The organism is Deinococcus ficus (assembly GCF_003444775.1).
Taxonomy (GTDB): Bacteria; Deinococcota; Deinococci; order Deinococcales; family Deinococcaceae; genus Deinococcus; species Deinococcus ficus.
On sequence record NZ_CP021081.1, the window covers coordinates 1737990 to 1751168 of the forward strand.

Below are 13179 nucleotides of genomic sequence, written 5' to 3' on the forward strand. Positions count from 1 at the left end.
GCGCTAGCCTGCGCGCATGACCGGTTCCGCGCCTCCCTTCCCCCCCGCCCTTCCGGACGATCCGCAGCGTGCCTGGGCGTACCGACCGGCCTCTCCCCTGCCGGGCGTGCCGGGCGGGCCGCTGTCGGGCCTGACCTTCAGCGTGAAGGACCTGTACGGCGTGCCCGGCTGGCCGCTGGGGGCGAGCACGCGCGCGCCTGTCCCGGACCCCGGCGAGAGCGTGCTGGTGCGCCGGCTGCTGGACCTGGGCGCGGCGGCAGTGGGCAAGACGCACCTGCACGAGATCGCGCTGGGGATCACCGGCCTGAACGGCTCTGGCGGCACGGCGCACCCGGCCGATCCGGAGCGGGTGCCGGGCGGCAGCAGCAGCGGCGCGGCCGTGAGCGTGGCGCTGGCGCAGGTGGACTTCGCGCTGGGCACGGACACGGGCGGCAGCATCCGCATTCCGGCGGCGTGGTGCGGCGTGACCGGGTTCAAGCCCACGAAACGCCACCCGGCGTGGAGCACGGAGGGCGTTCTGCCCCTGTCGTGGACCTGCGATCACGCCGGGCCGCTCGCGCGGGACGTGCGGACGGTGGTGCGCGTGCACGAGGCCCTGACCGGGCAGCGCGTGTCAGCGCGTGACTGGGCGGGGGTACGGGTGGCCCTGTGGCTTCCGGACGGCTGGGTGGACGACGCCGTGCACGCGGCGGTGCGGGCCTTCGCCGCCGACCTGGAGGGCGGGGGCGCGCAGGTCACGCGGGTGGAGTTGCCGGAGATGTTGGACGCCTACACCCCCATCGTGATCAGCGAGGCCGCGCAGGTGCACGCCGAGGCGCTGCGACTGGAGGACCCGGGGTTCCTGCCGTTCACGCTGGCGACCCTGCGGCAGGGCGCGGCACTGGAACCCGCCGAGGTGCAGGCGGCCTTCGGGCGGCGCGAGGAGTACCGGGCCCGGCTGGACGGCGTGTTCACGGCCTTCGACGTGCTGCTCGCGCCGGCTGTGCCCACCCCGCCGCCCCTGGCCGGGCAGGACGAGGTGGAGCTGCGGGACGGTCGCCTGCCCCTGCGCCGCGCGGCGCTGCGCCTGACCGCGCCGTTCAGCCTGCTGGGCCTGCCCACGCTGGCCGTGCCCGCCGCCACGCCGTTCGTGGGCGTGCAGCTCGTGGCGCCGCAGGGCCACGACGACCGCCTGCTCGGGCTGGGCCTGGGCCTCCAGCGCGCGGAGGACGTCAGGTCCGGTTCATGAGCCCGGCCTACGCTCGGGCATGCCCGCCCGCCGCCTGTTTCCCCTCCTGGCCCTGACGCCCCTTCTCAGCGGCTGCGCGCTGCTGGGCGCGGAGCTCACGCCCGTCACCGCGCTGGAACGTCAGCTGAACGGCACGTTCGAGGGCTACGCCACGGGAGTGACCGGCCGCGTCCCCTACCGCCTGACGCTCGTGTACACGCAGCGCAGCGCCCAGGCGACCGGCGTGCTCCTGAACCTGCAAAGCCGCAAGGCGTACTCCGTCACCGGGCGCTTCACGTGGGGCGGGCAGAGCGGAAGCCTGGACCTGAACGGCTACGAGGGCAGCGCGTGGCGCGCCACCTTCCGCGGTGAGATGACGGCCGGGCAGGTCACCGGCCGCCTGAACAGCGTCGTGCTGGGCCGCGAGGTGCTGCCTTTCAACCTCACCCTGAACCGCGTGACGGACCTGGAGCGCGCGCCGTAAGCCCGCCCCGGTACCATGCGGGCCTGATGACCCGCGCCGCCCGCCTGCCCCTCAGTGCCGTCCTGCTGCTCACGGCCACCGCCTGCGTGCCCGCCCCGCAGGTCCAGCCGGTGGAGGTCTGGGAGGGGCACGCCCAGGTGCTCCTGACCCGGCAGCAGTACCGCCTGACCTTCACCGTGAACGGCGGCACCCACGACCTCAGGGGCACGCTGGAAAACCTCTCCAGCCGCGACCGCTTCCTGGTCGCCGGGACCGCCCTGCCCGCCGGGGACGGGCGTGAGGTCAGCATGACCGTCACCGCGCAGGACGGCGTGCGCCTGAACGCGTCCATTCTGGGCTTCGGGTTCACGAACCTCAGCCTCAAGGCGAACGCGGTCCTCAGCGCCCGGCAGACCGGGCGGACCATGACCGGGAAACTCAACGTGAACGGCCTGGGCTATCCCATCACCCTCACCCGCGTGCAGTAACCCGCCCCTGGTACACTCTCCCCTGTTCGCCGGCCCCCGCGCGGGGCGGGCGGGAAAGGCCCCGGGATCCCCCCGTCCGGCTGAGAGGAGGCAGGACATGAAAGCGACCGTCGTGACCTACGGCTGTCAGATGAACGAGTACGACACGCACCTCGTGGAATCCCAGCTGGTGTCCCTGGGCGCGGACCTGGTGAGCAGCGTGGACGAGGCGGACTTCGTGCTGCTGAACACCTGCGCGGTGCGCGGCAAACCCGTGGAGAAGGTCCGCAGCCTGCTGGGCGACCTGCGCAAGGTCAAGGCGCAGCGGCCCCTGGTGGTGGGCATGATGGGCTGCCTCGCGCAGCTCGAAGAAGGCCAGCAGATGGCCCGCAAGTTCCAGGTGGACGTCCTGCTCGGCCCCGGCAGCCTGCTGGACATCGGCGCGGCGCTGGAAAGCAACGAGCGCTTCTGGGGCCTGCAGTTCAAGGACGAGCTGCACGCCCACATCCCGCCCGCCCCGACCGGGAAGCTGCAGGCGCACCTGACGATCATGCGCGGCTGCGACCATCACTGCACGTACTGCATCGTGCCCACCACCCGCGGCCCCCAGGTCAGCCGCCACCCCGACGACATCCTCCGGGAACTCGACAGCCTCCTCGCGGCCGGCGTGCAGGAAGTCACGCTGCTGGGGCAGAACGTGAACGCCTACGGCGTGGACCAGGGCGCCAGACTCGCCGGGTACCCCACCTTCGCCGAACTGATCCGTATGGTGGGCCGCAGCGGCGTGCAGCGCGTGAAATTCACCACCAGCCACCCCATGAACTTCACCGAGGACGTCGCCGCCGCCATCGGCGAGACGCCCGCCATGTGCGAATACATTCACCTGCCCGTGCAGAGCGGCTCCAACCGCGTGCTGCGCCGCATGGCCCGCGAGTACACCCGCGAGAAGTACCTCACGCACATCGAACAGATCCGCCGGCACGTCCCCCACGCCGTGCTCGCCACGGACATCATCGTCGGCTTCCCCGGCGAGACCGAAGAGGACTTCCAGGACACGCTGAGCCTGTACGACGAGGTCGGGTACGACAGCGCGTACATGTTCATCTACAGCCCCCGCCCCGGCACGCCCAGCTACACGCACTTCCAGGACCTGCCGCGCGAGGTGAAAACCGAACGCCTCCAGCGCCTGATCGTCAAACAGAAGGAATGGAGTGCGCGCAAGAACGCCGCGAAGGTCGGCACCGTGCAACAGGTCCTGCTGCGCGGCGACGCGCACGACCCCGCCTTCCTGGAAGGCCACACGAGCGGCAACCACCCCACCGTCGTGCCCAAGGCCCTGGGCGCCGACCGGCCCGGCATCTACCCCGTGCGGATCGGGCACGCCACGCCGCACATGATGTACGGCACCCTGCTCGGCCCGGACGGCCAGCCCCTCCCGGAGCTCCCGCGGCACACGCCGGAAGCCGCCGCGCTCAGCAGCCCCCTCCAGATGGCCTGACGGACCCACGCCTCGTGAGGGCCGTCTTCATTCATTTGCTCTGCCCTCACGAACCTTCAAGACCATCATCACCGGGCGGTCAGATTCGCACGGCACAGTGAGAGGCATGAAAAAGATGCTGCTCGCCGCCATCAGCATGACCGGACTCCTCGCCAGCTGCGGAGGAGGCTTCATCTCCGCGCCCGTGGACGTCACGGCCGTGAACGGCTTCACCTCCAACTGGACCCGCACGAACAGCCAGGGCCAGCAGGAGTACATCATCTGCGACGACCGCGACACGACCGTCACGATGGACGTGAGCTGGACGGGACCCCTCGCCAAACTGGACGCCTACTTTGACGGCGCCCAGGGCACCCGCTTCCCCGAAGGGAAACTTCAGACCACCGGCTGGTTCGCTCCGGACACCAGCGGGCGCGACACGTTCACGTACACCTTCGGCCCGGGCATGGCGCCCCTCAAGACGAGCAGCGGCGTGAAGGCGCAGGCCATCGTCATCAACCCCGTACAGAAGGGCACCACCTTCGTCACGGTCACGGGCTACAACCCGGACGGCCAGGCCGACAGCGTGCAGGCCCCCGGCGGCATCCCCGTGTACGACTGCGGCGCCCTGTAATCCACCAATCAAGTGAGAGCCGCTCCCGTGGGGCGGCTCTCCTTCCGGCTTCATCGAGACTCAGGTTTGGCTTTTGGCGCGTTCGGCGTCGTACTGGGCGAAGGTTTTGCCCTCCTGCGCGAGTCGGCGCAGCAGGGGGGCGACTTCCAGGCCGTGACGTTCCAGGGTCTGGACGACGGTGGTCAGGCCCTGTTCGCTGGCGTAGTGCATGGGCCCGCCGCGGTAGGCGGGGAAGCCGTACCCGTAGGTGTAGATGGTGTCGATGTCGCTGGCGCGCAGCGCGATGCCTTCTTCCAGGATGCGGGCGCCCTCGTTCGCCAGGGTGGCGGTCAGGCGGGCGATCAGGTCGTCCTGCGTGGCCTCGCGCGGCTGGACGCCCTTCTCGGCGCGGTACGCCTGGATGAGGTCGTCCACGGCGGGGCTGGGGACGGGCGTGCGGCTGCCGTCGGGGTAGTCGTACACGCCGGCGCCGGTTTTCTGCCCTTTGCGGCCCAGCTGCACGACCCGGTCCACCCAGTCGTCGGGCATGGGTTGCCCGGCGCGTTCCGCAGCGGCGCGGCGGGCCATGTACCCGATGTCGAGGCCGGCCATGTCGCTCATGGCGTAGGGGCCCATGGGGAGGCCGAGGGCGTTCATGGCGGCGTCCACGGCCTGCGGGGTGGCGCCTTCCAGCACGGCCTTGCTGGCCTGTTCGCGGTAGGCGTACAGCATGCGGTTCCCGACGAAGCCGTTGCACACGCCGACGACCACGCCGACCTTGCCGATGGTGCGGGAGAGTTTGAGGCTGGTCGCCAGGACGCTGTCGCTGGTCCTGTCCGCGCGGACGATCTCCAGGAGTTTCATGATGTTCGCGGGGCTGAAGAAGTGCAGGCCGATCACCTGCTCCGGGCGGGAGGTGACGGCGGCGATCTCGCCCACGTCCAGGGTGCTGGTGTTCGTGGCGAGAATCGCGCCGGGTTTGGCGACGGCGTCCAGGCGCGTGAAGATGTCCTTCTTCACGGCCATGTCCTCGAACACCGCCTCGATGATGAGGTCGGCGTCCCCGAGGTCGTTCATGCTCAGGGTGGGGGTCAGGAGGTCCAGGCGCTTCTGCACGTCCTCGAGCTTGAGGCGGCCCTTGGCGGCGCTGGCCTCGTAGGTTTTGCGGATGGTGTTCAGGCCGCGGTCCAGGTTCTCCTGCGCGGTTTCCACGATGGTGACGGGAATGCCGGCGTTCAGGAAGTTCATGGCGATGCCGCCGCCCATGGTGCCGGCGCCGATCACGCCTACGCGGCGGATGTCGGTGGTGGGGGTGGTCTTGTCCAGGCCGGGAATCTTGGCGGCCTCGCGTTCGGCGAAGAACATGTGCCGCATGCCGCGGGACTGGGGGCTGTCCTTGGCCTGCACGAACTTCACGCCTTCCTCGGCGTGGCCTTCATTGAAGGGCGTGCGGGTGGCGAGGTCCACGAGGTCCACGATGAACTGCGGCGACAGCTGGCCGCGGTGCGTTTTCCTGATGCTCTGCCGGGCCGCCTCGATCGCTTCGGGGTCAGGCTGCGCGGGGCGCTCGCTGATGCGGGGCAGGGGGCGCACGTCCGCCACGCGCCGCGCGAAGGCGACGGCGCCCGTGAGCAGGTCGCCCTCGACGATCTCGTCGATCAGGCCCAGGTCGCGGGCCGGCGCGGCGCCGACCGGGGTGCCGGACAGGATCAGGTCCAGGGCCTTTTTCACGCCCACCACGCGGGGCAGGCGCTGCGTGCCGCCCGCCCCGGGCAGCAGGCCCAGTTTCACTTCCGGCAGGCCGACCTTGGCGCCGGGCGTGGCGACGCGGTAGGTGCAGCCCAGCGCCAGTTCGAACCCGCCGCCCAGGGCGGTGCCGTGCAGGGCGGCCACGGTGGGCTTGGGGAAGGCGTCCAGTTTCGCGATGGTGCCGCGCAGGTCCGGCGCCTGTTCGCGCGGGAGGTTGAAGGTGCGGATGTCCGCCCCGGCGATGAAGGTGCGGCCTCCGCCGATGATGACCACGGCCTTCACGGTGTCGTCGGTCGCGGCGGCGTCCAGGCCGGCCTTGAGGCCCTCGGGGACGCCGGGTGAGAAGGCGTTCACGGGCGGGTTGTCGATGGTCAGGATCAGGACGTCGCCGTCTCGGGACGTGCGGATCAGGTGGGGGGTGGGGTCGGTCATGGGGGAACCTCCGGGCGGGGCGGGGGGACGGGGGCGGAATCGGGCCCATGGTTCCATGCGCGCCCGGGTTGCCGCAAACGGCGGGTGGGACGGGGCCGCAACTGCGGGCGGAACAGGGGCGGAGGCGCGGCCAGAGCAACTGGCCGCGCCTCCTTTTGCCCCTGCCGGGTTTACTGCGTGAACAGGCGCAGCAGCGGGCGCCACCAGGGGATCATCAGCAGGGTGAGCAGCATGGCGATGCCGGTCCAGGAGGCCGCCGCGCGGAACTTTGCGGCGTCGCCCTCGGCGCGTTTGCTCAGGCTGTTCGCCAGGGTGGCGGCCACGGCGATCAGCACGCCCACGCCCAGGTGCTCCCACTGAAACGACGGGCGGCTGGCGTCCGCGAAAACGGGGATGCGCTGCATGCCCGTCACGGCGAAAAGCAGCAGGCCCAGCAGCAGCTGAAGGTGCACGGCGCTCATGAACGACGCGACCGAGCGGCGCTCGGCGGCGGTGAAGACGCGGTTGCCGCCCAGGCCGGGCAGGGTGCGGACCAGGGCGATCACGCCCAGGATCAGCACCGCCCAGCGGACGAGGTTATGCAGGGTGAGCAGGGCCAGGAACATGACTCACAGCGTACCGCAGCGGCGTTGGTGACGCAGCCCTCACTCCGCGCCGGGCTCGTCCGGCAGTTCCAGCGTGAACGGCGTGGTCAGGCCCAGGTCGGCCGTTTCCCGCGCCACCTGCGGCACGTGCGAGAGCGCCAGCACCGCCCGGTAGGTGCGCAGCGCGAGGTCGCGGTCGCCCTGCGCGTCCCGCACCTGCCCCAGCCGGGCCAGGACCAGGCCCGGCAGGCTGCGCGGCTGGTCGTCCGTGAGGGCGTGCGCGGCGCGTTCCAGCAGCGTGCGGGCCGCCGCGAGGTCCCCGACCGCGAGGTAGATGCTGGCGGCCGCGGCGTCCAGTTCCGCCCTGGGGGTCACGCGGTCGCCGGTCTCGCGCGTCAGGGCTTCGAGCAGGGCATTCAGGTCGTCCTCGTCGCGCAGCTGCCAGGCCCGGTCGGCCAGGGCGCGCACGCGGCTGAGTTCGCCGGGGGCGGCGGCGTGCAGGTCGGCCAGGGCCGCGCCGGGCAGGCGGTCCAGCAGGCCCGGCAGGTCGTCCAGCGCGGCGATCACGGTGCCGGTCTCGCCGGTCAGCCGCGCGGCGAGTTCGTCCAGCCGCCGGGCGTGCCAGCGGGTGCCGGGGCCCTCGTCCAGGCGGTCTTTCAGGGTGGCGTGGTAGGTGCGGGCGGCGTCGAGCAGCGCGGGGATGCGGGCGGCGGTGAGGGGCGCGGTGAGCTCGTCCGCGAAGGCCTGTTCGGCGCGGGCGGCGTCGCGCATGCGCTCGCGGCCCTGCGGGTACTGCTGCAGGTACGACTGCAGTTCGGCGTGTTCGGCATCCGCCCAGGCCCAGTCCGCCGTGAAGCCCTCGCGGATGGCGATGCCGGCGGCGGGCAGCGCGTCGCGCAGGGGGTGGTCCGGGTCGGGGCCACTGGCCCACAGCACCTCGCGCACGTTCCGGGCCCGCAGCAGTTCCACCACGGTGCCCGCGTTGAACTGCGGCTGCAGGCGATACAGGTCCCCCAGATCCGGGAACAGGGTGAGGGTCGGGCGGTCGGGCGTGGGGGCGTCGGTCACGCGCCGAGCTTAGCGCCGCGCCGCCTCACCTCGCCCCGGAACGGCCGGGGGGGTGGGTCAGGCGGTGCCGGCGGCCTTGCTGGCGTTCAGCCGCACGACGTCCGTGACGCTGGGCACGCGGCGGATGGCGCTGGTGATGCCCAGCAGTTCGGTGTTGTTGCGCACGCTGACGCGCAGGTAGATGTGCGCGATCTCCTCCACGCTCACGGCCGCCTCGATCTTCAGCGGGCTGACCTTCATGCGGGTCAGGACGCCCAGCACGTCGGCGAGCAGGCCGCTGCGGTCGCGGGCGATGACGTCCAGGTCGGCGGTCATGTGGCCGCCCTCGGTGGCGCTCCAGGAGGCCGCCACGCAGCGTTCCGGTTCGTCTTTCAGCAGCCGGATCATGTTGGGGCAGTCGATGCGGTGAATGCTGACGCCGCGCCCGCGGGTGAGGTAGCCCATGATCAGGTCGCCGCGGATGGGCGTGCAGCAGTTGCTGAGTTTGGTGGTGGTGGTGAAGCCCTCCACGTACACGCCGCCCGGCGTGGGTTCCTGGGGGCCCTGGCGGCGGCGGGGGCTGGGTTTCTGCTCCTCGGCGAGGCTGGGGGACAGGATGCGGGCCACGACGGCGGGGGTGGTCTTGCCGGCGCTGAGGGCGTGGTACAGGTCGTCCGGGTTGCGGCTGCCGAGGAGTTTCTGGGTGGCTTCTTCCAGCAGTTTGGTGCGCATGAGCTGCCGCACGGCCATCTGGCGCTTGCGCAGGTAGCGTTCCAGCAGGTCGTGGCCGCGCTTGAGGGCTTCCTCGCGTTCCTGGGTGCGGAAGTGGTGGCGGATTTTCGCGCGGGCGCTGCGGGTCACGGCGAAGTTCAGCCAGTCCTTGCTGGGCCGGCCGTTCTTGCTGGTGACGATCTCGACCATGTCGCCGTTGCCAAGTTTGTGGCTCAGGGGCACGATGCTGCCGTTCACGCGGGCGCCCACGGTGGTCTCGCCGATGCGGGTGTGAATGTGGTACGCGAAGTCGATGGTGGTGCTGCCGGCCGGGAGGCTCACGGCCAGGCCCTTGGGCGTGAAGACGCGCACGCGCTGGGAGAGGATGTCGGTCTTCACGGCGTCCAGGTAGTCGGACGCGTCGTTGATCTCATTCTGAAGTTCGCGCAACTGCGCGATCCAGTTCTCGCGGTCCTTCTGGGCCAACTGGGCGCCCTGCTTGTACATCCAGTGGGCGGCCACGCCGAACTCGGCGACCTCGTGCATGCGCCGGGACCGAATCTGCACCTCGATGGGCTGCCCGCTCTGGCTGATCACGGTGGTGTGCAGGGACTGGTAACCGTTGGGTTTGGGCACGGCGATGTAGTCCTTAAAGCGGCCTGGCAGCGGCGTCCACATGCTGTGCACGATGGACACGGTGTGGTAGCAGATGCGTTTCTCGCGGGTTTCCTCGGCGCGTTCGCGGCGGCTCTCGTCGGTGCCTTCCGGCACGCGCAGTTCCCGCGGCGTGAGGATCACGCGGATGGCGAGCAGGTCGAAGATCTGCTCCAGGGCCTTGCCCTCGCGTTTCATCTTGTTGTGGATGCTCCACAGGTGCTTGCTGCGCCCGGCGATGTCGATGTCCTGCACCCAGTCGGGCAGTTCCAGGTCGTCTTCCAGCGCCTCGCGCAGCTGTTTCACGGCGCCCTGGATCAGGGTGTCGCGTTCCTCCTGGCGGGTGCGCAGGCGGCTTTGCAGGTAGGCGTACTCGTCGGGGTGCAGGTACTGGAAGCTCAGGTCCTCCAGTTCCCACTTGATCCGCCCGATGCCGAGGCGGTGCGCGAGCGGCGCGAAGATATCCATGGTCTCGCGCGCGATCCGCTGCTGCTTCTCGGGCTTCATGGATCCGAGGGTGCGCATGTTGTGCAGCCGGTCGGCGAGTTTCACCACGATGATGCGGATGTCCGCCGTCATGGCGACCAGCATCTGGCGCAGGTTCTCGGCCTGCATGTCGCGGCCGGAGTGGGCGATCTCGGCCTGCTGGCTGCCCTGCTTGGAGAGCTTGCTGACTTTCGTCTCGCCTTCCACGATGCGGCGCACGTCCGGGCCGAATCTGGCCTCGATGGTCTCGAAGGTCACGCCCTCGACGTCCTCGACGGTGTCGTGCAGCAGCCCGGCCATCAGGCTCTCGGTGTCCATGCCGAGTTTCGCGAGGATGACGGCCACGGCGACCGGGTGGGTGATGTACGGCTCGCCGCTCTTGCGGTTGACGCCGTCGTGCGCGTCGCGGGCGAAGTCGTAGGCCGCGTCCACGCGGTCCCGGTCGGTCTGGTCCCGATCGGCGATCAATGCGCGCAGTTCACTCATACCATGATCGGACGGCCAGGACACGCCCCGCAGAATAGCGTGGTGGCGGGCCGCCACAGTGAGCTGCGCCGGTCCTGTACCGCGCGGCGGAACAGCGGCAGGAAAGCGCCCGCCGGTCGGGGCGGGCGGTGATCATGAAGGGTCCGCGGTCGGGTGGGACTCTGGGAAACCTGTCAGGAATTCGGGGGTAGGAGAAACTTGCCGTTACATGCGTTCTGGAGGCGAAGTGGGGCCGATGTCAGCCGCGTCTGACGCGCACGGGCACCGGGACCGGCTGAGGCTGGGGTTGGGCGGCGCCTTTCAGCGCTTCCCGCAACCAGTCGATGAACTCACGCAGGCCCTTCATGGAGCCATGCTACGCCCCGGTATCTGACGGAGATGGCACGGAGCTGACAATCACTTTAGACAGCAGCGACCTAAGGAAACCCACAAGATGCGCGCCCCGCCCGGGCCGGGTGCCACAATGGCCGGATGCCGCAGCCTCAGCGCGTGATTCTGGACATGGACCCCGGCCACGACGACGCCGTGAACCTCCTGCTGGCCCTGGCCAGCCCGGAACTGGAGGTGCTTGGCGTGACGGTCGTGTTCGGGAACGTGGGCCTGGAGCGCACCGTCCGCAACGCCCTGGTCACCCGGGAGGTCGTGCGCTCGGGCGTGCCGGTGTACGCCGGAGCGCACCGGCCGCTGGTGAACCCCCGGATCAGCGCCGAGGCGGTGCACGGCGCCAGCGGCCTGGACGGCCCGCACCTGCCCGCTCCCACCCGCGGGGTGGAGGAGGGGCACGCGGCGCGCTTCATCATCGAGCAGGTGCGCGCCCGGCCGCACGAGGTGACGCTGGTGCCCACCGGGCCGCTCACGAACCTCGCCCTGGCCTTCCGGCTGGCGCCGGACATCGTGCCCCTGGTCCGGCAGGTGGTATGGATGGGCGGCAGCACCGACACCGGCAACTGGACGCCCGCCGCCGAGTTCAACGCCCTGGCCGACCCGCACGCCGCGCGGGTGGTGTTCGAGTCGGGCGTGCCGCTGGTCATGTTCGGCCTGAACGCCAGTCACCAGTGCATCGCCGGGCCCGCCCGCGTGCAGAGTTTCCGGGATCTGGGCACGGACGTGGGCGAGTTCGTGGCGGCGCTGCTGGAATTCTTCGCGGAGCATCACCTGGACCGTTACGGCTGGGACGGCGGCGCGCTGCACGACCCGCTGACGGTGGCGTGGCTGCTGCGCCCGGACCTGTTCGGGATGCAGGCCATGCACGTGCAGATCGACACGACCGACGGGCCCGGCGCGGGCCGCACCGTGGCGGACGTATGGCGCGTGACCGGGCAGGCGCCGAACGCGCAGGTGGGCGTGAAGGTGGACGCGGACGGGTTCTTCGACCTGATCCGCGAGCGGATCGCCCGCCTGCGCTGAGGTCTCCGCCGCACGCCCGGGCCCAGCTGGAAGCGCCGCCTATACTCGCGCCGTGACGACCGCCGTGACCCGCCCCGCCCCCACCCTGTCCCCGCTGCTGGGGCCCGGCCTGCTGCTCGCCATCACCATCGTCGCGCTGGAATCGGTGGCCATGAGCACCGTGGCGCCCGAGATCGCCCGGGACCTCCGGGGCCTGAGCCTGTACGGGTGGGTGTCCAGCGCGTTCATGCTGGCCTGCCTGACCGGCGCGGTCCTGACCGGCCTGGTCGCCGACCGGCGCGGCCTGGCGGGCAGCGCGGGCCTGGCGCTGGGGCTGCTGGGCGCGGGCCTGGTGCTGGTGGGGTTCGCGCCGGGCATGGAGGTCCTGATCGCCGGGCGGGTGCTGGAGGGCCTGGGGGTGGGCGGCCTGAACGCCCTGCCGTTCGCGGTGATCGGCCGGGCGTACCAGGGGCCGGCGCAGGCGCGGATGCTGGGCGCCGTGGCGTTCGCGTGGATGATCCCGGGGCTGGTGGGGCCGTGGCTGGCCGCGCAGCTGGCCGAGGTGTGGACCTGGCGGGCCGTGATGTGGAGCCTGGGGGCGCTGCTGGCCGTGGCCGCGCCGCTGTGCGTGCTGCCCCTGCGGTCCCTCCCGGCAGGAACCGGAGACCGTGGCGGGAAGCGCCTGCTGATCTACGCCGTGACGCTGCCGGTCGCCACCGGTCTCTTGCTGGAGGGTCTGCGCCGCGCCGACCTGCTCAGCGTGCCGCTGGTGCTGCTGGGTGTGCTGGGCACCGCCTGGGCGGCCCGGCCGCTGTTCCCGCCCGGCATCCTGAGCCTGCGCCCCGGCCTGAGTGCCGCGCTGGGCCTGCGCGCCGCGATGGCCTGGGCGATGATGGGCACCAGTCCCTTCCTGACCCTGGCCCTGCAACAGCTGCACGGCCTGAACGCCACGCAGGCCGGCCTGATCCTCACAGTGGGCGGCATCAGCTGGACCCTGGGCGCGAACCTGCAGGCCTGGATCGAACGCCAGTACGGCGAGGACACCCGCCGCTCCCGCGTGGCGTGGGCCGCGGTGGTGCTCAGCGGCGGGGTGCTGCTCACGCTGGGGGGCCTGACCGGGCCGCTGCCGCTGTGGACGGTGTTCGCCGGGTGGTTCATCGCGGGCGTGGGCATGGGCGTGGGGTACAACAGCAACAGCCTGTACGCCATGAGCACCGCGCCGCAGGGGCAGGGCGGGGCGCTGTCCGGGCAGCTCGCGAACGTGGAAGTGCTGGCCGTGGCGGCCGCCGCCGGGCTGGGCGGGGCGCTGATCGCGCAGGTGCAGCCCACCGCGCAGGCCCTCACACTGATCCTGCTGCTGAACCTGGGCGTGTCCCTGGTGCCATGGCTGGCGGTGCGCCGCCTGCGCTGAAACGAA

At 71.2% G+C, this 13179-nt stretch carries 11 protein-coding genes; 7 read left to right on the forward strand and 4 right to left on the reverse strand.

Annotated features, from left to right (window positions below; translation table 11 throughout):
• Positions 1-16 precede the first annotated feature (16 nt).
• The 5 genes from DFI_RS08485 to DFI_RS08505 all read left to right on the forward strand — a co-directional run bounded on the left by DFI_RS08485 (position 17) and on the right by DFI_RS08505 (position 4248).
• Positions 17-1228, forward strand: a complete 1212-nt coding sequence (locus DFI_RS08485) for an amidase (protein ID WP_027461781.1) — start codon at positions 17-19, stop codon at positions 1226-1228.
• 19 nt (positions 1229-1247) lie between these two features.
• Positions 1248-1691, forward strand: coding sequence for a hypothetical protein (locus DFI_RS08490; RefSeq protein ID WP_043776699.1), 444 nt, complete (start codon positions 1248-1250; stop codon positions 1689-1691).
• A gap of 26 nt (positions 1692-1717) precedes the next feature.
• Positions 1718-2158, forward strand: coding sequence for a hypothetical protein (locus DFI_RS08495; protein WP_027461783.1), 441 nt, complete (start codon positions 1718-1720; stop codon positions 2156-2158).
• A 97-nt stretch (positions 2159-2255) separates the two neighbouring features.
• Positions 2256-3635 (forward strand): tRNA (N6-isopentenyl adenosine(37)-C2)-methylthiotransferase MiaB, encoded by a 1380-nt coding sequence (gene miaB / locus DFI_RS08500; protein WP_027461784.1) that lies wholly within the window; start codon positions 2256-2258, stop codon positions 3633-3635.
• Positions 3636-3741: 106 nt separating this feature from the next.
• Positions 3742-4248 carry a hypothetical protein gene (locus DFI_RS08505; RefSeq protein ID WP_022801731.1) on the forward strand — a complete coding sequence of 169 codons (507 nt, stop codon included), beginning with the start codon at positions 3742-3744 and terminating at the stop codon, positions 4246-4248.
• Between the two features lie 60 nt (positions 4249-4308).
• Here the strand turns inward: DFI_RS08505 and DFI_RS08510 are convergent, their stop codons facing one another.
• From DFI_RS08510 to DFI_RS08525, 4 genes are all read right to left on the reverse strand, one after another.
• Positions 4309-6408, reverse strand: a complete 2100-nt coding sequence (locus tag DFI_RS08510; RefSeq protein WP_027461785.1) for a 3-hydroxyacyl-CoA dehydrogenase NAD-binding domain-containing protein — start codon at positions 6406-6408, stop codon at positions 4309-4311.
• 170 nt (positions 6409-6578) lie between these two features.
• Positions 6579-7013: a hypothetical protein gene (locus DFI_RS08515; protein ID WP_027461786.1), complete on the reverse strand. Its 435-nt coding sequence runs from the start codon at positions 7011-7013 to the stop codon at positions 6579-6581.
• Between the two features lie 39 nt (positions 7014-7052).
• Complete coding sequence (locus tag DFI_RS08520) at positions 7053-8060, reverse strand: tetratricopeptide repeat protein (RefSeq protein ID WP_027461787.1); 1008 nt, start codon at positions 8058-8060, stop codon at positions 7053-7055.
• Between the two features lie 57 nt (positions 8061-8117).
• Positions 8118-10376 (reverse strand): RelA/SpoT family protein, encoded by a 2259-nt coding sequence (locus tag DFI_RS08525; RefSeq protein ID WP_043776701.1) that lies wholly within the window; start codon positions 10374-10376, stop codon positions 8118-8120.
• Positions 10377-10847: 471 nt separating this feature from the next.
• On the opposite strand from DFI_RS08525, the gene DFI_RS08530 reads away from it, so the two are divergent.
• Complete coding sequence (locus DFI_RS08530; protein WP_027461789.1) at positions 10848-11783, forward strand: nucleoside hydrolase; 936 nt, start codon at positions 10848-10850, stop codon at positions 11781-11783.
• A 52-nt stretch (positions 11784-11835) separates the two neighbouring features.
• A complete protein-coding gene (locus DFI_RS08535; RefSeq protein WP_043776703.1) occupies positions 11836-13173 on the forward strand; it encodes an MFS transporter in 1338 nt (445 codons plus the stop codon).
• Positions 13174-13179: the final 6 nt, after the last annotated feature.